Annotated in this window: 23 protein-coding genes; 11 read left to right on the forward strand and 12 right to left on the reverse strand. The window is 67.8% G+C overall.

Annotated features, from left to right (window positions below; all coding sequences use genetic code 11):
* Positions 1-248: 248 nt before the first annotated feature.
* The gene (locus tag ACQY68_RS02805) at positions 249-908 is read left to right on the forward strand and encodes a glutathione S-transferase family protein (protein WP_428152575.1); all 660 of its coding nucleotides are present in this window, start codon (positions 249-251) and stop codon (positions 906-908) included.
* A 9-nt stretch (positions 909-917) separates the two neighbouring features.
* Here ACQY68_RS02805 and ACQY68_RS02810 read toward each other — a convergent pair whose 3' ends face one another.
* Together ACQY68_RS02810 and ACQY68_RS02815 are read right to left on the reverse strand one after the other, a co-directional pair.
* Positions 918-3,047 (reverse strand): response regulator, encoded by a 2,130-nt coding sequence (locus ACQY68_RS02810; RefSeq protein ID WP_428151506.1) that lies wholly within the window; start codon positions 3,045-3,047, stop codon positions 918-920.
* 99 nt (positions 3,048-3,146) lie between these two features.
* The gene (locus tag ACQY68_RS02815; RefSeq protein WP_428151507.1) at positions 3,147-3,713 is read right to left on the reverse strand and encodes a TMEM165/GDT1 family protein; all 567 of its coding nucleotides are present in this window, start codon (positions 3,711-3,713) and stop codon (positions 3,147-3,149) included.
* 182 nt (positions 3,714-3,895) lie between these two features.
* Between ACQY68_RS02815 and ACQY68_RS02820 the strand changes: the two genes are divergently transcribed.
* Positions 3,896-4,357: a hypothetical protein gene (locus tag ACQY68_RS02820; protein ID WP_428151508.1), complete on the forward strand. Its 462-nt coding sequence runs from the start codon at positions 3,896-3,898 to the stop codon at positions 4,355-4,357.
* 117 nt (positions 4,358-4,474) lie between these two features.
* On the opposite strand, the gene ACQY68_RS02825 is transcribed toward ACQY68_RS02820, so the two are convergent.
* From ACQY68_RS02825 to ACQY68_RS02835, 3 genes are all read right to left on the reverse strand, one after another.
* Positions 4,475-4,699, reverse strand: coding sequence for a pentapeptide repeat-containing protein (locus tag ACQY68_RS02825; protein WP_428151509.1), 225 nt, complete (start codon positions 4,697-4,699; stop codon positions 4,475-4,477).
* 112 nt (positions 4,700-4,811) lie between these two features.
* Positions 4,812-5,507 carry a hypothetical protein gene (locus ACQY68_RS02830; RefSeq protein WP_428151510.1) on the reverse strand — a complete coding sequence of 232 codons (696 nt, stop codon included), beginning with the start codon at positions 5,505-5,507 and terminating at the stop codon, positions 4,812-4,814.
* A gap of 98 nt (positions 5,508-5,605) precedes the next feature.
* Entirely contained in the window at positions 5,606-6,307 is a 702-nt protein-coding gene (locus tag ACQY68_RS02835) for a phosphatase PAP2 family protein (RefSeq protein WP_428151511.1), read from the reverse strand.
* 305 nt (positions 6,308-6,612) lie between these two features.
* On the opposite strand from ACQY68_RS02835, the gene ACQY68_RS02840 reads away from it, so the two are divergent.
* Together ACQY68_RS02840 and ACQY68_RS02845 are read left to right on the forward strand one after the other, a co-directional pair.
* Positions 6,613-8,505 carry a ribonucleoside-diphosphate reductase subunit alpha gene (locus ACQY68_RS02840; RefSeq protein ID WP_428151512.1) on the forward strand — a complete coding sequence of 631 codons (1,893 nt, stop codon included), beginning with the start codon at positions 6,613-6,615 and terminating at the stop codon, positions 8,503-8,505.
* A gap of 293 nt (positions 8,506-8,798) precedes the next feature.
* On the forward strand, positions 8,799-9,611 hold the full coding sequence (locus ACQY68_RS02845) for a lipid A-modifier LpxR family protein (protein ID WP_428151513.1): 813 nt from the start codon (positions 8,799-8,801) through the stop codon (positions 9,609-9,611).
* Between the two features lie 87 nt (positions 9,612-9,698).
* Here ACQY68_RS02845 and ACQY68_RS02850 read toward each other — a convergent pair whose 3' ends face one another.
* From ACQY68_RS02850 to ACQY68_RS02860, 3 genes are all read right to left on the reverse strand, one after another.
* Positions 9,699-10,664, reverse strand: coding sequence for a magnesium transporter CorA family protein (locus ACQY68_RS02850; RefSeq protein WP_428151514.1), 966 nt, complete (start codon positions 10,662-10,664; stop codon positions 9,699-9,701).
* 32 nt (positions 10,665-10,696) lie between these two features.
* On the reverse strand, positions 10,697-11,224 hold the full coding sequence (locus ACQY68_RS02855) for a CHAP domain-containing protein (protein ID WP_428151515.1): 528 nt from the start codon (positions 11,222-11,224) through the stop codon (positions 10,697-10,699).
* 72 nt (positions 11,225-11,296) lie between these two features.
* On the reverse strand, positions 11,297-12,403 hold the full coding sequence (locus tag ACQY68_RS02860) for an acyltransferase family protein (RefSeq protein WP_428151516.1): 1,107 nt from the start codon (positions 12,401-12,403) through the stop codon (positions 11,297-11,299).
* Between the two features lie 61 nt (positions 12,404-12,464).
* On the opposite strand from ACQY68_RS02860, the gene ACQY68_RS02865 reads away from it, so the two are divergent.
* Entirely contained in the window at positions 12,465-12,902 is a 438-nt protein-coding gene (locus ACQY68_RS02865) for a hypothetical protein (RefSeq protein ID WP_428151517.1), read from the forward strand.
* Here ACQY68_RS02865 and ACQY68_RS02870 read toward each other — a convergent pair.
* From ACQY68_RS02870 to ACQY68_RS02880, 3 genes are read right to left on the reverse strand one after another with little or no spacing between them, the layout of a single operon-like run.
* Positions 12,899-13,357 carry a COG3650 family protein gene (locus ACQY68_RS02870; protein ID WP_428151518.1) on the reverse strand — a complete coding sequence of 153 codons (459 nt, stop codon included), beginning with the start codon at positions 13,355-13,357 and terminating at the stop codon, positions 12,899-12,901. The genes ACQY68_RS02865 and ACQY68_RS02870 overlap by 4 nt on opposite strands.
* Positions 13,358-13,410: 53 nt before the next feature.
* Positions 13,411-13,686, reverse strand: a complete 276-nt coding sequence (locus tag ACQY68_RS02875; RefSeq protein ID WP_428151519.1) for a hypothetical protein — start codon at positions 13,684-13,686, stop codon at positions 13,411-13,413.
* A 19-nt stretch (positions 13,687-13,705) separates the two neighbouring features.
* On the reverse strand, positions 13,706-14,533 hold the full coding sequence (locus ACQY68_RS02880) for a phosphatase PAP2 family protein (protein WP_428151520.1): 828 nt from the start codon (positions 14,531-14,533) through the stop codon (positions 13,706-13,708).
* 168 nt (positions 14,534-14,701) lie between these two features.
* Here ACQY68_RS02880 and mutM point away from each other — a divergent pair, with 168 nt between their 5' ends.
* The gene (gene mutM, locus ACQY68_RS02885; RefSeq protein WP_428151521.1) at positions 14,702-15,565 is read left to right on the forward strand and encodes a bifunctional DNA-formamidopyrimidine glycosylase/DNA-(apurinic or apyrimidinic site) lyase; all 864 of its coding nucleotides are present in this window, start codon (positions 14,702-14,704) and stop codon (positions 15,563-15,565) included.
* A gap of 2 nt (positions 15,566-15,567) precedes the next feature.
* Positions 15,568-16,101: a DUF1697 domain-containing protein gene (locus tag ACQY68_RS02890; protein ID WP_428151522.1), complete on the forward strand. Its 534-nt coding sequence runs from the start codon at positions 15,568-15,570 to the stop codon at positions 16,099-16,101.
* Positions 16,102-16,108: 7 nt separating this feature from the next.
* Here ACQY68_RS02890 and ACQY68_RS02895 read toward each other — a convergent pair whose 3' ends face one another.
* Positions 16,109-17,692, reverse strand: coding sequence for a Na+/H+ antiporter (locus ACQY68_RS02895; RefSeq protein WP_428151523.1), 1,584 nt, complete (start codon positions 17,690-17,692; stop codon positions 16,109-16,111).
* 155 nt (positions 17,693-17,847) lie between these two features.
* Between ACQY68_RS02895 and ACQY68_RS02900 the strand changes: the two genes are divergently transcribed.
* The 4 genes from ACQY68_RS02900 to ACQY68_RS02915 are packed head-to-tail and all read left to right on the forward strand — an operon-like array spanning position 17,848 to position 19,554.
* Entirely contained in the window at positions 17,848-18,330 is a 483-nt protein-coding gene (locus ACQY68_RS02900) for a hypothetical protein (protein ID WP_428151524.1), read from the forward strand.
* On the forward strand, positions 18,330-18,818 hold the full coding sequence (locus tag ACQY68_RS02905; RefSeq protein WP_428151525.1) for a hypothetical protein: 489 nt from the start codon (positions 18,330-18,332) through the stop codon (positions 18,816-18,818). The genes ACQY68_RS02900 and ACQY68_RS02905 overlap by 1 nt, the downstream gene beginning before the upstream one ends.
* On the forward strand, positions 18,818-19,339 hold the full coding sequence (locus ACQY68_RS02910; RefSeq protein ID WP_428151526.1) for a hypothetical protein: 522 nt from the start codon (positions 18,818-18,820) through the stop codon (positions 19,337-19,339). Before ACQY68_RS02905 ends, ACQY68_RS02910 begins: the two co-directional genes overlap by 1 nt.
* Positions 19,336-19,554, forward strand: coding sequence for a helix-turn-helix transcriptional regulator (locus ACQY68_RS02915; RefSeq protein WP_428151527.1), 219 nt, complete (start codon positions 19,336-19,338; stop codon positions 19,552-19,554). The genes ACQY68_RS02910 and ACQY68_RS02915 overlap by 4 nt, the downstream gene beginning before the upstream one ends.
* The last annotated feature ends 3 nt before the right edge of the window (positions 19,555-19,557 follow it).

The raw sequence follows: 19,557 nt of genomic DNA on the forward strand, positions 1-19,557 counted from the left end.
TTCCGTCGATGAAGCCGGCCGCCCCCCGGGGGCCGCGACATCGCTTTTTCACGCCCCGCCCCGGCGAGCAAGTGGCGATGCGGGGGCGCGACCCGGAACCGCACCCGACGAACGGGGGTTTTCCCATCAGCCGGCCGAGCGTCGGGGGTCTCGGTTTGCTGAGCGCCCTGCATGGCCCGCTCGCCCCGCCGCCCCCCTCCGGGCGGCGGGGTTCTTCGTATAGGGTGGCCGAAACGCGGGAGGGGCCGGTGACGGGCGAGTATCTGGTCTATGGGGCGGAAGGGTCGGGTTCGGTTCCGGTCGAGGCGGCGCTGACCCTGATCGGCGCGCCGTACCGGGTGGAGGAGATCGTCACCTATGCCTCCGAGGAAGAGCGGCGGCGGATGGCTCCGCACAATCCGATGCGGCAGACGCCCGTGCTGGTCACCCCTGACGGTGAAACGATCACCGAGAGCGCGGCAATCCTGATCTGGCTGGCGGAACGGCATCCGGAGGCGCGCTTGGCGCCGCTGCCGGGCGACCCCCGTCGAGCGCAGTTCCTGCGGTGGATGTGCTTCATACCGGCCTCGATCTATTCGATGTACTGGGTGCGCGACGTGCCTTCGCGCCTCGTCGGCGACGATCCGCGGGCGCAGGCCGAGATGGATCGGCGGACGCTGGACCGGATCTCCGACTGCTGGGCGGTGATGGAGAGCCAGATCACGCCGGCCGCGCCGTTCCTGTTCGGCGACGAGGTGTCGGTGCTGGACCTTTATGTGGCCGTGGTCAGCCGCTGGCGGCCGCTGCGGGCGAGGTTCCACGCGGTCGCGCCGCGTTTGGGGGAGGTGGCGCGCCGGGTCGACGCTCTTCCCGAACTGGCGGAGTTCTGGCCGAGGCGGTTCGCCTTCGAGGGCGACTACGCCGACTGAGGCGAGGTTCTAGGCCGCCGCTTCCTCGATCGCTTGGGCGTTCTCGCCCATGACGGCGTCGATGGCCGAGAACAGGCTGGCGTGGGTCAGGGGCTTGGCGACGTGGCCGTCCATGCCGGCGGCCATGCAGCGGGCGGCGTCCTCGGGCATGGCGTCGGCGGTGACCGCCAGGATGGGGGTGCGTGCGAAGGCCCCGTCCAGGGCGCGGATCGCCCGGGTGGCGGCCAGGCCGTCCATGCGCGGCATGCGTACGTCCATCAGGATCAGGTCGAACGGTGTGGCCGAGGCCATCTCCACCGCCTCGATGCCGTCGACGGCCTCGAAGATCTCGCACCCCAGCGGAGCCAGCATCAGCCGGGCCACCTCGCGGTTGGTCGAATGGTCGTCTACGATCAGGACACGGGCTGCGCCCCCGGTCCCGGCGCCGGCCGGCCCGGCGACGTCGGTCGCGGCGTCCTCGTCCGCCAGCGGCAGAGGCAGGCGGACCACGAAGGTCGAGCCGTCGGACGAGGTGCTCTCCAGCTCGATCCGGCCGCCCATGGCCGTGGTCAGACGACGCGCGACGGCGAGTCCGATGCCGCAGCCGACGTGGGCGCGGCTGATGGAATCGTCGGCCTGGACGAAGGCGTCGAACAGGGTCGGGATCAGGTCGGGGTGGATGCCGGGGCCGGTGTCGGCGACCCGGAACACGGTCAGGGGGCCTTCCCGCGCGATGCTGACGACGATCTCGCCTCCGGCCGTGAACTTGACGGCGTTGGACACCAACCGGTGCAGGATCTGGCGCAGACGGCGCTGATCGGCGAGCAGCGGACCCTCTGCGCCCGGCTCGACGCGAATGTGGATGGGCAGGCGTTTGGAGGCGGCGCTGTCGTGGCTGGCGGCGACGACCTGGAACAGCAGACCGGCGGGGTCGATCGCCTCCGGCCCTCCGCCCGCGTCTCCGTGCGAAACCTCGAGCAGGTCCTCGACCAGGGTCAGCAGGGCCGCGCCGGACCGCTGGATCTCCTCCACCTGATGGCGGGCCTCCCGGGGCAGGCCCGATCGGCGAGACAGGATCTCGGCATAGCCCACGACGCCATGCAGGGGGGTCCGCATCTCATGGCTCATCAGGGCCAGGAACCGTGACTTCGCCGCGTCGGCGGCTTCCGCCTGACGTCGCGCAGCCTGGGCGGCGAGGGTGCGCGTCTCCAGCCGCAGGACCATGCGCCGGCGTTCGGACACGATCGTCGAGACCGGCAGGGCGACGGCGATCAGGGTCAGCAGGAAGCCGTAGAAGACGTTCAGCTGGCGCACCAGATCGGGAATGTGAGCCAGTTCCGGATCGGCGGCGAGCCTCTGGAGCGTGGCGGGGCCGTGGCCGGTGACCGTGGCCAGGCCGCCGATCAGGGTCACCAGGAGGACGGCCACGGCCGAACCCGTCGTCGAGACGCGGAAGACCAGCAGCAGGAGAGTGGGGAAGATCAGATAGGTGATCGGCAGGCTGGACTGACAGAAGACGACCAGGGTCGCCACGGTGAGCAGGCTGAACAGGGCGACGGTCTCTTTTGCGTTCGCGACTGTGCCGGTGTCGGCGAACCGGTGGCGGCGCGCCAGCAGGAGCAGTGTCGGCGTGATGGTCAGCAGGCCGATGGCCTCCATCGCGAAGTAGCGCTGCACGGTGAAGACATAGAGGCTTGTCGAATAGTCGTTCAGCATGGCCGCCACACCGACGATGACCAGGGTGCAGAACAGGACCGCGGGGGTCACTGCGGCGACGGCGAAGAAGGCCAGACGACGCGGGCGGCGCAGGTCCAGGGCCGCGCCGCAGACCCTGCGGGCCAGGATGCCGGCGATCACGACCTCGGTGACGTTCAGGACGGCGTTGAGCCAAAGGAAGGGCATGGGGTCGCCGCGCACGACGTTGCTGACGAGATTGATCGCGAAACAGACGGTCAGGACGGCGAGGGCCTTGCGGCGACGCAGCTGGAGGAAGGCGGCCAGCAGGATGCCGTTGGCGGGCCACATGACGACCGCGCCGAACGTCTTCGCGCTCCACATGCCGATGAGCAGGCTCGCGCAGAACAGCGCCACATAGGCCCAGGCCGGGGGGCCGGCCTCGCGTCCTGCTTCATGGCGGAAAACCCGCCAGCGTCCTTGCATCCGTGTCTTTCCCTGCCGCACGACAACTGGTCATGCCACATGGGGGTTAACGCAATGATGGCCGGACGATCCGGCGTCACCGCTGGTCAGGCCTGACCGTCAGGCGGCCAGCAGCACCCAGAGGCCGGTCGCGGCGAAGGCCGCTGCCGCCGCCATGCGGATGTATTTCAGCGGCAGCCGCTTCGCGGTCGCCTCGCCCAGCAGGACCGCCGGGCCGTTGACCAGCATCATGCCGAGGGTGGAGCCCGCCACGACCAGGGGCAGGTTCTCGAACCGGATGGCCAGGCCGGCCGTCGCGATCTGGGTCTTGTCGCCCATCTCGACGAGGAAGAAGGCGGCGGTCGTGGTCCAGAAGACGCCGGTGAAGGTCTTTTCCGGCCCCTGTTCGTCCTGGACGTCGAGGGTGTCGGGGATCAGGGCCCAGATCGCGAAGCCCAGGAAGGCGACGCCGACGATCCACTTCATCCAGGGGCCGTCGAGATACTGGGCCGCCAGCGTCCCGGCCAGGGCGGCGAAGGCGTGGTTCAGCAGGGTAGCGGCCAGGATGCCGAGGATTATTGGAGCGGGACGCCGCCATGTCGCCGCCAGGGCAATGGCCAGCAACATCGTCTTGTCCCCGATTTCCGCCAGGGCGACCAACACGGTCGAAGTCAGAAAAGGTTGCAAGGCGACACCAGAAATGGTCGGCGCGTGTAGCGTTCGCCACACCGGACGGCAAGCGGGACCGTGGATGGTAGACAGCTGGAAAAGGTTAATATAACCGTGATCAGGCGGCTCGCCCGCCTTTTTCAGAGTTCGCCTGAAAGGGGAAATAGCGAGGTCTCGCAAGGACTTGAGGGGAGCTGAACATGGATCCGATCACATCGATCGTGGCCGCCATGCTGATCTCCGGCGCCGCGGCGCCGGCGGACGGTCATGGCTGTCCCGAAGCGCCGCACTATGGCGACGTGCCCTGCTCGTGCACGCGCGTCGTCGACTTCTACGGCCCCTGGACGGGCGGCGGCGCCGGCTGGCCGGGACCGGGGGGCTGGGGCCCGCCGATCAACAACCCGGGACCCGCCATTCACGTGTCGTCGCCGGGCATCCGCGTGATCGGTCGCCCGATCAACGTCGCCGGCCCGACCATCTACATCGACGGACCTCCGGTCTACGTCGATGCGCCGCCGATCCGCATCGCGCCGGCCCAGATCTACGTCCAGCGTCCGGACGTTCACGTCCGTCCGTCGGAAATCCTGGTCGAGCCGCCGGAAGTCCACTTCTCGGACTGCGCCGACGGCACCACCTGCACGCCGGTGACCCCGGGTCACTAAAGTCGGCTCAGGCTGAAATGACGAAGGGCCCCGGCGGAAACGCCGGGGCCCTTTTCGTTGGGGCGATGCTGGTGGCCAGTCTGCGATCGACCCTTGCGGATCTTGACGCCGCTCGGCTCAGTCGAGGTGGCATCCATCCTTTGCGAGTTGCGCCTTGAGCCAGGCTTCAACGTCATAGCCGAAGATCTTCAAGCCCTTGATGTTCGCGTTCTCGATCGAGAGACCGGAGAGGTTCACGTTCGTAAACTTCGCGCCCGAGAGATTGACGTCATCGAAGATGGCGTTCGCCAGAGAGCAGTTTCTGAACTCTGCCCCGTCCAGTCGTTGATCGGAGAAGTTCATCGGAGTCTCCTTCGCAGCCTCTCAACCGGCTCATCCGGCGTGTTCGCAAACGATTGCCTGACCACCCATGGTCGCTGGTCCGGTCCCGCGGCCGCGACGAGGTAAAAAGCGCCTAGTCCTCAACCCGTTCTTCAGCCTTGACTGCTTCGCCGGCTTCGACCGGGGCGGGCCTGGCCGCCGCGGAGGCGAGCCCGGCGCCCGCCGCCGGCGCCCTGCAATAATCCCGCGTCTCACGGGCCAGTCCGAGGTAGCCGCCGTCGAGCGCGGCCTTGACCGCGGCGTCGCAGTCGTCGTCGCTCAGCAACCGGGTGACCTCGCGGCGAACGGCGAGATAGGCCTCCTGCCTGTCCCGCAGGGTGCGGGCGGCGCGGCGGTCGTCGGGCAGGCACAGCGACACCCAGCCGGCGTCGGCGCAGCGCGAGACGAGTTGGGATTCACGCTCGGTCAGGACGCCGGCGTCGATCGGCCGGATCGGGCCGGGATCGACGGCGGCCGTTGTCGCGGGAGCGACCGCCGGGGCGGCACTCGGAGCCACGGGAGGGGCTGCGGGCCCGATGACGGTGGACGACGGGGCCGGCGGAAGGGTTTCGGGCGACGGCGCCTCCGGGCTGGATCCGTTGCCGAGAACCACTGACGGAGCGTCGGCGACGATGTTCGATCCCTCGATCGGCACGATCATGATGTCGGGCACCGCATAGCGGCAGACATAGCGGCCGTTTTCTTCGGCGCAGGACTGCAGCGTGGCCTGTATCGCCTGCGTCTCGACGACGGCCGGGCTGGCGAGCAGGGCGAACATCAGACCGATCATGAAAGCCTCCTGCCGCAGGACCGGGTGGCGGGCGAGCCCCCGGGCGGTCGGTTGATGGGGATGTTAACCCTTTCGGCCAGTGCGGGCCTAACGAAATTTCAGGCTTCGACGACCGCCGTTTCGTCGACCAGATGGGCGTGGCGGACGGTCTGCCTGCGCTCGACCGCATAGCTGACCAGCCACAGGACCATCGCCCAGGCCGCCCCGACGCACCAGCCGGCCATGACGTCCGAGGCCCAGTGGGCGCCGAGGTAGATGCGGGTCAGTCCGACCAGAAGGGCGAAGACCATGCCGACGCCGAGGACATAGGCCTTGAGCCGCCTTTTCGGGAAGGCGCGCGTCATCATCACCGCGACCGTCAGATAGAAGACCGTGGACAACAGGGCGTGGCCAGACGGGAAGCTGGCGTTCAGCGTCTCGACCGCCTGATAGGCCGCCGGCGGACGCTCGCGCCCGAACAGGGCCTTCAGGCCTTCGCTGAGGCCGACGCCCCCGGCCAGGCCGACGACCAGCAGGAGGGCCGACAGGCGTTTCCTGAGAATCAGCAGCATCCCCAGGGCCACGATGGCGAACAGGGTCAGGACCGCGATGCCGCCGAGCGAGGTGATGTCGGCTGCCGCCTCGTGAAGCCACCACGGACCCCGCGGCTGGCCGGCGATCGGCTGCATCCAGTGGAGGACCATCTGGTCGAAGGCCTGACCGTCGGCCTCGGTCATGTCGTCGGCGATCTCGACGAAGGTCATGATTCCCAGGGTGACGATGGCCAGGGCGCCCAGGGCCGCGAATTCGGCGCGCGCCACGGTTATCGCACGGCGCAGAAAAGGGACGAGGTCGGAAGATTGCATCGGTCGCTAACGGTCAAGCTGGGTCACTGTTCCCGATCACGGCTTCGTGAATCCTGTCACAAAGGAGCGTCGCACGGCTGTCGCCTGCTTTTGCACAGGGTCATCCCCCGTGACGGGGTGATTCGGGACGAATTCGGCCGTCAAGCCCGTTGACCATTGGTTAGGCATCTGCGCCCCATATGTTGGTCCGGGGAGCGCTTCGGCCACTAGATGCAGTGGTCAGGGCGCGGGCGGCTTCACTTCGATTTTAGTTCAGGGCGATGACGATTATGGCTGGCGGCGAAGCGTTGAAAACGGCGGAATTCGGGGCGGTTTCGGTCGCGCCGGCGTCCGATCGACCCCATCTGAAGGTGGTGCGCAGCCTCGAACTCGACCGGACCCGCGACGATCTCCTGACCGACTTCGGCAAGAAGACGCTCGAGGATCGCTATCTGCTGGCCGGCGAAAGCTATCAGGACATGTTCGCCCGCGTCGCCACGGCCTATGCCGACGACCCCGACCACGCCCAGCGCGTCTACGACTATATGTCGAAGCTCTGGTTCATGCCCTCGACGCCGGTGCTGTCGAACGGCGGCGCGAACCGCGGCCTGCCGATCTCCTGCTTCCTGAACTCGGTGCAGGACTCGCTCGACGGCATCCAGCGGGTCTGGAACGAGAACGTTTCGCTGGCCTCGAACGGCGGCGGCATCGGCACCTACTGGGGCGGCGTCCGCTCCATCGGCGAGAAGGTCAAGGGCGCGGGCCAGACCTCAGGCATCATCCCCTTCATCCGCGTGATGGATTCCCTGACGCTGGCGATCTCGCAAGGCTCGCTGCGTCGTGGTTCGGCGGCGGTCTATCTCGACGTGCACCACCCGGAGATCGAGGAGTTCCTGGAAATCCGGAAGCCTTCAGGCGACTTCAACCGCAAGTCCCTGAACCTGCACCACGGCCTGAACATCACCGACGAGTTCATGGAGGCCGTGAAGGCCGGCGCCCAGTTCGGCCTGCGCTCGCCCAAGAACGACGAGGTGCTGCGCTACGTCGACGCCCGCTCGCTGTGGCAGAAGATCCTCGAGATCCGCCTGCAGACCGGCGAGCCCTATCTGATCTTCTCCGACACGGTGAACCGCCAGATGCCCCGCCACCAGCAGGAGCTGGGGCTGAAGGTGAAGCAGTCGAACCTGTGCTCGGAAATCATGCTGCACACGGGCCCCGACCATCTGGGCATCGACCGGACCGCCGTCTGCTGCCTGTCGTCGGTCAACGCCGAGATGTTCCTGGAGTGGCGCGAGGAGCCCCGCTTCATCGAGGACGTGATGCGGTTCCTGGACAATGTCCTGGAGGACTTCATCACCCGCGCGCCGCCGGAAATGGCCGCCGCCGTCTATTCGGCCAAGCGCGAGCGTTCGGTGGGTCTCGGCCTGATGGGCTTCCACTCCTTCCTGCAGGCGCAGGGCGTGGCCTTCGAGAGCGCCATGGCCAAGTCGTGGAACATGCGCCTGTTCAAACACCTGCGTCGCGAGGCCGACAAGGCCAGCGTCAAGCTGGCCGAAGAGAAGGGCGCCTGCGAGGACGCTGCCGAGCGCGGCATCATGGAGCGGTTCAGCCACAAGATGGCCATCGCACCGACGGCCTCGATCTCGATCATCTGCGGCGGGACCTCGGCGGGCATCGAGCCGATCCCGGCCAATATCTACACGCACAAGACCCTGTCGGGCTCGTTCGCGGTCAAGAACCCGTACCTGGAGAAGCTGCTCGAGGGCTACGGCGCCAACACCGACGCGGTGTGGAACTCGATCCTCGAGAACGAGGGCTCGGTCCAGCACCTGACCATGTTGAACGACGACGAGAAGGGGATCTTCAAGACCGCCTTCGAACTGGACCAGCGCTGGGTCGTCGAACTGTCGGCCGACCGTTCGCCGGAAATCTGCCAGGCCCAGTCGATCAACCTGTTCATCCCCGGCGACGTCAACAAGTGGGACCTGCACATGCTGCACTGGTCCGCCTGGGAGAAGGGCGTGAAATCGCTCTACTATCTGCGGTCCAAGTCGGTGCAGCGCGCGGCCTTCGCCGGCGCCGAGGACAAGGTCGAGGCCGAGGTCGATCCGAACCAGCCCGACCTCTTCTCGGCCGCCCCGACCGATTACGAAGAGTGCCTGGCCTGCCAGTGACGCGGTGATGGGTGGCTGGTGGCTGGTGAGGTTCGCTCTCGCCGTCCCAACGATGTCCCAGCCACCAGTCACGAACCACCAGCCACCCCTTCGACTCCTTAACCCTCCTCACACGCCCGACAGGGGAACCTGAGCGGTCAAAGTCGCGTTGGGCGATCATGTCAGGAAGGTGTCGCAAAAACGCGGTTGGACTCCGTCCTGATCCGGTGCAGGGTAAGGCCTGTTAACGGACTGTGAGGGGACCGTTGATCTACCTGAGGTCATTTGTTCTGAGCGTAATCGCACTGGCGGCCATGGCCGTTCCGGCGGGCGCACAGACGTGGGTGAACCAGAACTGGTCCGACACCGAGCAGGAAACCTCCGCCAGCATCACCGCCCAGCTGAACCGCCAGGCCGGCTTCAATGTCGCCGCGGGCCGGGAATTCGGCCCCGCGCTGGAGTTCGCGACCGACTATGCGCCGATCGATGAGCAGAATCCCTTCGCCGCCACCACGACGCGCGACGTCTGGCGCGAGGGCGACGGGTTCAGCGATCGTCTGCGCCTGCGCACTCGGGGCGAATTGCGCCGCGCCGACGGCTCTCCCGTTCCGCCGACGCCGATGGATCAGGCGATGTTCGACGCCGACGGCTATGAGGTCAGCTACACGCGCGGCTGGACCACGGCGCGCGGCTATACGGCCTCGGGCCTCGAGGTGACGCTGACGCCCCACCTCGGGATCGGCGCGGGCGACCGGGGCGGCACGGCCGAGGCCGGCGCGACCCTGCGGATCGGCTCGACGGCGGACCGTATCCTGCCGGAAGGCTCGCAGGCCTTCGGCGAGCGGGCGCGCTGGTACATCTACGCCGCCGGATCCGGCACGGCCGTCGGCTACAATTTCGCGCGCAATCGCGATGGAGAGTATGCGCGTTCCGGCTACAGCCGCGACAGCGGATCCTTCCTGGGCGACGCCTCGGTCGGGGTGGCCCTGCGTCGCGGCGACATGCAGGGCTCGTTCGGCCTCGTCTATCGCGAGATCGAGGCCGAGGGGATGACCGGTCACGGCATCGACAACGACGTCTCCGAAGGCCTGGTGGCGTTCCAGCTGTCGATCAAGCCGGAGTGGTAGGAGAGGGACTGGGGATTAGGGACTTGGGATCAGATTTCCTCGCCCGCGCCTTCTAGTCCCCAATCCCTAGTCCCTAATCCCTCGACTTCAGATCCAGCCCCGTCGCTTGAAATACACAAGCGGGGCGACGGCCGAGATCACCATCAGACCCAAGGCCATCGGATAGCCTTCGATCCAGCGCAGCTCGGGCATGTGGTCGAAATTCATGCCGTAGATCGCGCCGATCAGGGTCGGCGGCATCAGCACCGCTGTGAAGATCGAGAACATCTTGAAGATTGACGACTGCTCGATGTTGATCAGTCCCAGCGCGGCCGACAGCTGGAAATTGATGCCCGAGGCGACCGCCTGATTGTGCGCGATCAGGCTGGCGGCGTCGCGACTGAGCGAGCGCAGATGCTCTCGGGGGTCGCCGGCGGCTTCGAACCAGTCGTCGACGGCGACGAAGGCGAAGACGCGGCTGAGACCGGCCAGGCTCTGTTCGATGCGGGAATTGGCGATGTGAGCCCGTCCCAGCTTGGTCACCAGATGTTTGAACCCGACCGTCTTTCCCTCGGAGAAGACGTGGGTGCCGACGCCCTCGACCTTGGCGGCCAGCCCCGACAGGACGTCGGAACCGCGGTCGATGATCGCCTCCATCAGGTTCAGGAACATATCGGCGCCGGTGCTGCACAGGGCCGGCTCGCGCTCGAGCTTGTCGGTGAACATGGTGAAGGGGCGCGGATCGAAATAGCGGATGGTGACCATCGGCCCTTTGGTCAGGACGAAGGTGACCGGGTCGATGCCGGGCAGGTCGTCGTCGCCGCGATGCAGGATGTCGGCCGTGACATAGGTGGCGCCGTTCTCGCGATAGAGCCGGCTGGAGGCCTCGAGCTCGCTCATCTCTGCGCGGGTGGGGATGGAGATGCCCAGGGCCCGCTCGACGGCGGCGTCTTCACCGTGGGTGGGCTCGATCATGTCGATCCACAGGGTGTCGGCGGGCATATCCCAGCCGCCGATGACGTCGATCTCGACCGCCTCGCAGGCGGCGCAGCCCGAACGATAGAGGCGGATCATTCGGGGCGGTCTCGGATGTGGGTGGGGCCGGGCTAGTTCTGGGCCGTGCTGGTCGTGGCGTTGGCGGCGACCTGGCGGCCGGCGTCATAGGCGTCGCGGGCGCCGTTATAGATGAAGCCGTAGGTCGGATAGACGGTCGAGCCGAGGTCGTGGATCGGGTTGTACCAGACCTTGACCTGGGACCAGTCGTTCTGGCCCGAGACGTCGACGACGGTGACGTTTTCCTCGACGCGGCCGCGGCTGCCGCCCCAGTTGGCGTGGGTCACGCGGATCACGCGGTCGGTCAGGATGTCGGAGACGACGGCGACGTGGCCCCGGCTCATGCGGCCTTCGGGACGGAAGACGAGGACCGAGCCGGTTTCCGGCGCGCGGCCGGTGCGGAAGCGGTCAACGGCCTGATTCCACCAGGTCCAGGCGTCGCCGAAGATGTTGATGCCGGAGAACATGCGAGCGAACGTCACGCACTGCCAGTACGGATCCTCGGCCTTCGCAGGTGCGGGAGACAGGGCGAAAAAGCCCAGGCAAGCGGCAACCAGCGCGGCGGTGATCCGTTTCGTCATGTTCGAATTGTTTCCGACTGTTACGCCCGCACTATCCCTAGACGATAGTTAGCGGAGGGTAAAAGCCCCTTTTCAGGCGAGCTGTGGACAGCCTGTGCGCGCTTTTGCCCGGGCCGCGCGTCGTTGTGCGATGCCGCGAAGCGCCCGCCGGGCGGGGAATTCGACCAGATGGTAGGACACCGCGGCGACCAGCGGCAGGGCCAGGAACACGGCCAGCCACACGAAGAGTTGAAGCTTGTCGCCCCCGCCCGTGAGTTTCGACGCCGCGTTCACGGCCAGCAGCTTCCACGGCACGACGACCATATAGACCGAATAGCTGATCTCCCCGAGATAGACGGCGGGCTTCGACGCCAGCCAGCCGGCCCGTTCGTTGGGCAGGGACGCCAGGGCCAGGATCAGGGCGCCGCACAGGGGCACGATCACGGCGTCCGGCGCCGACAATGAACCTGCGACGGCGATGGTTGCGGCGACGCCGGCGGCGATCCAGCCGGGACGCGGCAGGCTCATCTTGCGGTGCATCAGATAGAGGGCGCACCCGAGGGCGAAACAGGGAACTATCCGCAGCGCGCCCCACAGGATGGTGGCCTGGGTCAGTGGGAAGCCGGCCAGCATCTGGAAGACGATGTAGAGGCCGACGAGGAAGGCCACGGCCCCGATGACGGCGGCGATCGGCCGCTCGCGAAGACGCCAGGCGACGACGGCGAAGGCGGGGAAGCAGAGATAGGCGAACCACTCCGCCGAGATCGACCAGGACGGATGGTTCCAGCCGGCCACGGGCGCGAAGCCCCAGGCGTGGACCATCAGGATATTGGCGGGCAGGGCCGACCAGCTGAGGATATTGCCGTTGACGCTCATCCCGGCGGCCAGCGCGCCGAACGCGAGCACGCCGACGCCGACCAGTGTCGCGATATGGAGCGGATAGACCCGCGCGATCCGCGCCCACAGAAAGGATCCATAGCTGAACCGCTTCTCGCCGTGCGCCGCCAGATAGACGTGGCAGAGGATGAAGCCCGAGAGGACGAAGAACAGCTCGACCCCCAGATAGCCCTTGGCCACCAGGTTCGGCATCCAGCTGACGTCGAGGTCGGGCCAGAAGGCGAACAGGGCCACCCAGATGGCGGCGCCGAAGCGCAGCGCGGTGAGAGGACGCAGGTCCTGTGGCGTTTCCAGCTGGGTCATCCGTCCCATATGCAGCCGACGCGGTTCCAGAACCGTTAAATGACCCATGGAAGATTTCGACGTGACCTCAGCCGCCATTTCCTTCGACGCCATCGCCGCCTCGGCCGCCTCCGACGCGGGCCTGACCGAGGCCCAGGGCAGGGCCGCCCTGACCGGAGCGCTGGGCCTGCTGGATCGCCACGCCGGACGCGAACCGCTGGCGGCCCTCTATGCCGCCGTGGAGGGAGCGGAGGCGGCGGCGCGGTCGAAGGCGGCCGAACGCCCGAAGCGCGGTCTGTTCGGCGGGATCATGGCCTCGGCCGGCGGGGTTTCCGGTGCGGCTGTGGCCGAGGCCATGGGCCTGCTCGACCGGCTCAAGGACGAGGGCGTGGACAAGGCGGCGCTCAAACGCCTGCTGCCCGCCGCGCGCGATCGGGTGCGCGCGGCGACGGGACGCGATCTGTTGGGCGAGGCGGTTCGCAGCGTGCCGGGCGTCGGGCCGCTGCTTGGCGACTCCTAGGGCTGGGGCTGGCTCTCGAGGAAGGCGACCGAGGCGGCGCAGCCGTTCAGGGTCTGCGACCCCAGTTCGACGCGCGCGGTCAGGGGATAGACCCGGTCGCTCATGCCGTCCGAGCATTCGGTGGCGATCAGGGTGACGACCAGGGTCGCGCCGTCGGGACCGGCGGCGGCATAGACCGCCGTGGTGCCCTGGATCGTCGGGCCGGGGTTGGGCGCGGTCAGGCCCGGATGGTCGACGGCGGAATAGACCAGGGTCTGCGGCGTGATGTCGACGCCCCAGAAGGGCTCGGTGCCGAGAGCGCGGAGCGGCTGGTTGAGATCGACGCCGCCGAGGACCGTGGGCGCGGCCGGGGCCGCAGGCGCCTCGCCAGCGGGCGTCTCGCCGGGGTTGGAGCAGGCGGAGAGGCCGACGCCTCCGAGGGTCATCACGGCGACGGCGAGAAGGGCGAGGCGCATCGGGCAACTCCGGACGATGTTCGCCGGAACCATGCAGGCCGCGAGGCCGGGGTTCAAGGCTCGGCGTGATCCTCCGTTCGGCCGGGATCGAGACTGTTATCCACCTGATCGTCCCAGCCCTCGCGGTGCGACTTGAAGGCCAGGCCCATCAGGACCCAGGTCAGGCCGACCGTTCCCGCGACCCCGAGCGCCATGGCGATCCACCCGTGCAACGGCAGGTCTCCCCCGCCGATGGCGCCCCAGAACAGACCCAGTCCCCAGGTCGCCGCCGCCGAGAGGACGAGGGCGATCAGGACGTAAAGACAGAAGCGCAGGAAACGGTCGGGCATGGCCGAGCCATAGCACGTCTCAGGCCGCGACGGCGCTCCGGCGGCGGGCGCGACGGGTCTGGCGCGCCGCACGCGGGCAGGCGAGGGCGAGCCGGTGCAGGGCCGCGACGACCAGACCTGTCAGCGCCCAGGACAGGAGGATGTCCGACAGGAAATGCCCTCCGAAGGCGATGCGGTTCAGGGACAGGGCGGCGGCATAGGTCATGACCGCGGGCAGGGCCCAGCGGCGCCACGGCGCCGGAACCATCAGAACCACCACAGCCACCATCCAGGCGGCGGACGATCCCTCGCCCGAGACGAAGGAACAGTTGGACAGGCAGTTGTCGGATATCTGCCAGGTGCGGGTGAAGTCGGCGTCGCCGCCGAAGCCCTCGATCTGGATCGGCCGGGCGCGGCCCCACATCGACTTCAGTATGCCGTTGACGAGGACGCCCGAGGCGACGACCAGGCCGATCAGAAGAACGACGGCGCGACGACCCCAACCCTCCAGACGACGCGGGTTTCGGCGCAGGGATACGACGACCTCCCCGATCAGGCCCAGCAGCATCAACCCCAGCACCCAGGTCGAGGATTTGCGCAGCCCCTTCAGGACCGGATTGTCCGCCAGAACGAAGCCCGCGTCCGGGCTGTAGAACAGGGCGCTGACCGCCATGTCGACGCCGGGCAGGAGGGCGAAATACAGCGACAGGGCGACGACGGTGACGAAGGCGACGGTCACGGGCTCGTCGGCGCGGACGCCCGCCGCCAGCGACAGCCGCAACCGCGTCGCGCCCCGCCGCAGGGTGTGGAGATTGACCGGACGCCGCGCGCGCCGACCCTGTTCGCCGATGGCTGTGACGTCCGTCATCGATCCCCCAATCGAGCCGTGATGCGGGGATGGCTGACTCGTGCGGCGGGCGTGTCACGGAAACACAGGCTTTCCATGGCGGTTCGACGTCGGTCGCGTGTAGAGCCGTCCGTGGCCGCACGGCCTCTTCGGCTTCACCCTGTCGCGGGGACGGGCTAGACGGATGACATGCCTGAACTTCCCGAGGTCGAGACGGTCCGACGCGGCCTGGAGCCGGTGCTGGTCGGGGCGCGGCTGACGAAGGTGCGACAGAACCGCCCGGACCTGCGCTTTCCTTTCCCGGACCGGTTCGTCGAACGGCTGGAGGGCGCCACGGTCGAGCGGATCGACCGGCGGGCCAAATATCTGCTGGCGTCCCTGTCGACCGGCGAGACCTGGGTGACCCATCTGGGCATGACCGGCCGGTTCACCGTCGACGGCGAACAGCTGGGCGAGTTCGAGGAACCCGCGCCGATCTCCGGCAAGCACGAGCATATGAGCTTCTGCGCCCTGCGCGGCGGCAAGGCGACGCGGGTGGGGTTCGCCGACGCTCGCCGGTTCGGCTTCATGGGATTGATCCCCACCGACCGGGTCGAGAGCCATCCGTGGTTCGTCGGCATGGGGCCGGAGCCGCTCGGCAACGGCTTCTCCGCCGCCCATCTGGCCGAGGTCTTCGACGGCAAGAAACAGACCATCAAGGTGTCACTGCTGGATCAACGCAACGTCGCCGGCCTCGGCAACATCTATGTCTGCGAGGCCCTGTACCGGGCGCGCATCTCTCCGCTGATCGCGGCGGGAAAGGTCTCGAAGGCGCGGCTCGAGACCCTGGCCTCGGTCATCCGGGACGTGCTGAACGACGCTATTGCGGCCGGCGGCTCGACGCTCAAGGACTTCGCCAACGCCGACGGCGGCCAGGGCTATTTCCAGCACCGGTTCGACGTCTACGGCCGCGAGGGTCAACCGTGCCTCGGCGACGGCTGCACAGGGGTGGTGAAGCGGATCGTGCAGGGCGGCCGATCGACCTTCTACTGCCCCTCCTGCCAGAAACGCTGATCGTGACCCACCGCGTCATCCTGTTCCGGGGCATGAACACCGGCGGCGTTCGCGCCCCCGTCGGCGAGCAGCGCGAGATGGCCGAAGCGATGGGGCTGGCGAACCCGCGCACGCTTCAGGCCAGCGGCAATCTGGTGGTCGAGAGCGCGATGGCGACGGATGCGCTGGAGGCCGCGATCGAGGCGGAGATGGCGCGCCGCTTCGGCGTGAAGATCGCCGCCATGGTCCGCACGCCGGAGCAGTGGGCCGCGTTGATCGCCGCCAATCCCTTCCCCCAAGAGGCCGCCGACCAGCCGTCCCGGGTCGTGGCCATGGTCATGAAGGACGGCATCAAGCCCGGCGCGCTGGAAGCCGTTCAGGCCCTCTGTCGCGACGGGGAGGCGGTCGAGGCGAAAGCCGGCGTCCTCTATTTCTGGTTCCCGCATGGCCAGGGTCAGAGCGAAATCTTCAAGAAGGCGACGCCCAGGATGCTGGGCATGGGCACCGGCCGGAACTGGAACACGGTCCTGAAGCTGGGCGAGATGGTCGGGCTGTGACCCTCCGTCACGGGTCGTCGCGCTGGAAGATGATGCCCATCTCCTCGACGTCGAGGTCCCGCTCGAGATTGTGCAAGACCGCGTCCTCGATCTGGCCCGACCGATGCAGCCGGATCAGTTCGGCGCGGCCGGCGGCGTGCGCCTCCAGCATCACGTCGAACGAGGTCTGCAGACCCTCCATCACGGTGTCGGTGTCGGCGGCGTAGCGCTCCATGAACTCGAGCCGTTTGCGCGAGGCCTCGAGCATCACGGGATGCAGGACCTCGCCGTCGGGACCGTGGGCCAGGGCCTCGACGGCGGCGGCCCGGGCGCGGGTGATGGCGAACTCGGCGCCGGCCATGGCCACGGCAGCCGGCGGCTCCTGATCGACCGGCCGGATCCGGCGGATCAGCCAGCCGAGGCTGGACCCCTGCACGATGACGGTGGCGAAGATGACCGCGAAGGCCGTGACCAGCATCAGGTCCCGGCCCGGCATGTCGAGCGGCAGGGTCAGGGCGATGGCCAGGGTGACGACGCCGCGCATCCCGGCCCAGCCCAGGGTGACGCCCTGACGCCATCCCAGCGGTGAGACCCGCCTGAATCCCGCCCGTCGCGCCAGAGCCGCCAGACTGTCGGAACCGATGATCCAGACGAACCGCGCCGCCGTCACCGTGACCACCACGGCGAGGACCACCAGCGCCATCGGCCCCAGCGCCTCGATCCCGCCGGCCCGGTCGACGACGCCACGCAGCGAGAAGCCGATCAGCATGAAGACGAGGGCTTCGAGCACGAAGTTGAGGGTCTCGTTGGTGCTGCGGGCCTGCAGGCGCACGGAGGCCGGGATCACCGTGTGCTGATGCCAGCTCTGGATCAGACCGGCGACGACCACGGCGATGACGCCCGACACGTGCACGGCCTCGGCCGCGAGATAGGCGACCCAGGACAGAAGGATGATCGTCAGGATCGTCAGCATCCGGTCCTTCAGCCGTCTGGCCAGGACCACCCAGGCCATGCCGACCGCCGCGCCGACCAGCGCGCCGCCGAGTGCCAGGACGGCGAAGTCCATGACCGCCGCCCCCGCGTCGAAGGCGCCGGTCAGGGTCGCGGCCACGGCGAAGCGGAACAGGATCAGACCCGTCGCGTCGTTCAGCAGGCTCTCGCCTTCGAGCAGGGTCGTCAGCCGGCGCGGCAGTTTGACTCCTTTGAGCACCGCGCCCGCCGATACGGCGTCGGGGGGCGAGACGATGGCTCCGAGGGCGAAGCAGGCGGCCCACGGCAGTTGCGGCATCAGCCAGTGGGTCACGACCCCGACCGCCAGGGTGGTGAAGACGACCGCCCCGACCGCCAGCGACAGGATGCCGGGCAGCTGGCGCCGGAAACGGACCAGCGGCGTATAGAAGGCGCCGCCGATCAGCATCGGCGGCAGGAAGAGGACGAGGGCCAGTTCCGGATTGAGCGAGAACGACGGCAGGCCCGGCACGAAGGCCAGGCCTCCTCCGCCGATCAGAAGCACGGTCGCCGGCGGCCACCGAAGCTTCAGCGCCAGCCAGTGCAGGGCGAGCACCACGGCCAGAAGCGTCAGCACAAGCTCGAAGCTCTCGACGGCGTGCATCGCGTTCCCTCCCGGCGGCCCGTCCCTCTCCTAGGCCATGCACGGGCGATCTTGAAGCGTATGTCGGCCAAACTCGACCTTGTGTAAAAAATAGTAGACATGATGTCGGCCTCATGCGACATCGCTTTCGCCGCCTGTCGCGGCGGGAGGACACCATGACGTTTCGAGAGAAGGTCGCCTGGATCAGTCTGCTGACGACCGTCGGCGTCTGGGGGTTCTATTTCACGCGCGTCGTTCCCGCCCTGACCTCAGGGGACAGCGGTTCGTGGCAGATGGCGCTGTTCGTGGAGTGCGTCGTCTTCACCGTGATCGTCCAGGCCGTCCTGATCGCGGCCACCGCCATCGGCGCATTGAGAGAGGCCAGCGCTCCGGCGGACGAACGCGAGGCCCGCATCGCCGGCCGGGCGACGGTCATCGCCTACGGGATTCTGCTGGGACTGGTGCTCTGCGTCGCCTGCGCCACGCCCTTCGTGCTGGGCATGACCCTGAAGGTGGAGGGGATGACCTATGTGTCGCTGTCCTCGCGTGGCGACCCGACCGTCATCGTCGCCAACGGCATTCTGCTGGCCGTGGTCGTCGCCGAACTGGTGCGATCATCGGTGACTCTCACATTCTATCGCCTGGGAAGGGCCTTCTGATGTCGTTTCGCGAAAAGCATCTGTGGATCAGCATCATCGCCTCGGTGGCGGTGTGGGGCTGGTATTTCTGGTTCCTGATCCAGCACGTCGTCTCGGGACGGCTGGTCAGCGAGCATTTCACCGGCGACGTCAGCCTCGCCTTCATGGGCAGCCTCGTGGTGGTCGTCCTGATCGAGGCGGTCCTGACCATCATCGCGACCTGGACCACGCCGAAGTCCGAGCGCGACACCCGCGATGAGCGCGAAATCCTCGCCTCGCTGAAGGCCAGCCACATCGCCCTCATGGCGCTGATCGGCCTGGTCTTCTGCGTCTCGGCCGGGGCCTATTTCGCGGGCCTGTTCGATGACAACTTCGTCGGCGGGGCGGCGGTCTTCTCGATCACCGGCGAGATGATGGTGCTGCTGGCCAATGTGCTGCTGGCCTGTCTGGTGCTGGCCGAGATGGTTCGCGCCGGGGTCACATTGATGCTGCTGAGAGGACTGCGCTGATGTCGTTTCGCGAGAAGAGCGCCTGGGCGCAGTTCCTGATCCTGGGCTATCTCTGGGGTCGATACTTCTGGTGGTTCGGGGAACAGGTCCTGGTCCGGGGCTCCCTGACGGAGCAGGGCTTCTCCATCTATGCCGGCACCTGGTTCGGGATGGCCGTGTTCGGGTCCGTCGTCGTCAGCGGGGTGGCCGCTCTGGCCAGGCGGTTCTCGACCCCGGCCGCCGAGCGCGGGCTGCACGACGAGCGTGAGGCCCTGGCCGATCTGAGGGCGACCCGCTGGGCGTTCACGACGACGACGCTGCTCCTGGTGTGCATCGCCTTTTCCGCCTTCTGGTTCGGCAACTTCTATACCGGCAACATGGAGGGGCCGACGCCGGATCCCGGTCGGATGGCCGATTGGCCGACGATGCTGACAGTGGCCAACGGCATGGTGCTGATGGCGAACGCCGTCTGGGCCGCCGTCATATTCGGGATGCTGGTGCGCTACGCCGGCCTCATCAACCTGCTGCGGCACAGCCGGTGACCAAGGGCCCGCCGCCGATTCGGAACCGCATCCGCGAGCTGCGCTTCCATGCCGGAGAGATGACCCAGGCCGATCTCGCCACGCGCATCGGCATGACGCGCCAGACCATCGTCGCCATGGAGCAGGGCAAATACTCGCCCAGCCTCGAGGCCGCCTTCCGGATCGCCGCCGTCTTCGGCGTGCCGGTGACCGAGGTGTTCCAGTGGGAGGGGTGACCC

It is taken from the genome of Brevundimonas sp. (assembly GCF_965278935.1).
Lineage (GTDB): Bacteria > Pseudomonadota > Alphaproteobacteria > Caulobacterales > Caulobacteraceae > Brevundimonas.

What these genes read in the sequence shown, in the direction of transcription:
- ACQY68_RS02810 (WP_428151506.1), bottom strand. Translation starts at nt 3,047, where the DNA reads ATGCAAGGACGCTGGCGGGTTTTCCGCCATGAAGCAGGACGCGAGGCC.
- ACQY68_RS02820 (WP_428151508.1), top strand. Translation starts at nt 3,896, where the DNA reads ATGGATCCGATCACATCGATCGTGGCCGCCATGCTGATCTCCGGCGCC.
- ACQY68_RS02825 (WP_428151509.1), bottom strand. Translation starts at nt 4,699, where the DNA reads ATGAACTTCTCCGATCAACGACTGGACGGGGCAGAGTTCAGAAACTGC.
- ACQY68_RS02830 (WP_428151510.1), bottom strand. Translation starts at nt 5,507, where the DNA reads ATGATCGGTCTGATGTTCGCCCTGCTCGCCAGCCCGGCCGTCGTCGAG.
- ACQY68_RS02840 (WP_428151512.1), top strand. Translation starts at nt 6,613, where the DNA reads ATGACGATTATGGCTGGCGGCGAAGCGTTGAAAACGGCGGAATTCGGG.
- ACQY68_RS02845 (WP_428151513.1), top strand. Translation starts at nt 8,799, where the DNA reads ATGGCCGTTCCGGCGGGCGCACAGACGTGGGTGAACCAGAACTGGTCC.
- ACQY68_RS02850 (WP_428151514.1), bottom strand. Translation starts at nt 10,664, where the DNA reads ATGATCCGCCTCTATCGTTCGGGCTGCGCCGCCTGCGAGGCGGTCGAG.
- ACQY68_RS02855 (WP_428151515.1), bottom strand. Translation starts at nt 11,224, where the DNA reads ATGACGAAACGGATCACCGCCGCGCTGGTTGCCGCTTGCCTGGGCTTT.
- ACQY68_RS02860 (WP_428151516.1), bottom strand. Translation starts at nt 12,403, where the DNA reads ATGACCCAGCTGGAAACGCCACAGGACCTGCGTCCTCTCACCGCGCTG.
- ACQY68_RS02870 (WP_428151518.1), bottom strand. Translation starts at nt 13,357, where the DNA reads ATGCGCCTCGCCCTTCTCGCCGTCGCCGTGATGACCCTCGGAGGCGTC.
- ACQY68_RS02875 (WP_428151519.1), bottom strand. Translation starts at nt 13,686, where the DNA reads ATGCCCGACCGTTTCCTGCGCTTCTGTCTTTACGTCCTGATCGCCCTC.
- ACQY68_RS02880 (WP_428151520.1), bottom strand. Translation starts at nt 14,533, where the DNA reads ATGACGGACGTCACAGCCATCGGCGAACAGGGTCGGCGCGCGCGGCGT.
- mutM (WP_428151521.1), top strand. Translation starts at nt 14,702, where the DNA reads ATGCCTGAACTTCCCGAGGTCGAGACGGTCCGACGCGGCCTGGAGCCG.
- ACQY68_RS02895 (WP_428151523.1), bottom strand. Translation starts at nt 17,692, where the DNA reads ATGCACGCCGTCGAGAGCTTCGAGCTTGTGCTGACGCTTCTGGCCGTG.
- ACQY68_RS02900 (WP_428151524.1), top strand. Translation starts at nt 17,848, where the DNA reads ATGACGTTTCGAGAGAAGGTCGCCTGGATCAGTCTGCTGACGACCGTC.
- ACQY68_RS02905 (WP_428151525.1), top strand. Translation starts at nt 18,330, where the DNA reads ATGTCGTTTCGCGAAAAGCATCTGTGGATCAGCATCATCGCCTCGGTG.
- ACQY68_RS02910 (WP_428151526.1), top strand. Translation starts at nt 18,818, where the DNA reads ATGTCGTTTCGCGAGAAGAGCGCCTGGGCGCAGTTCCTGATCCTGGGC.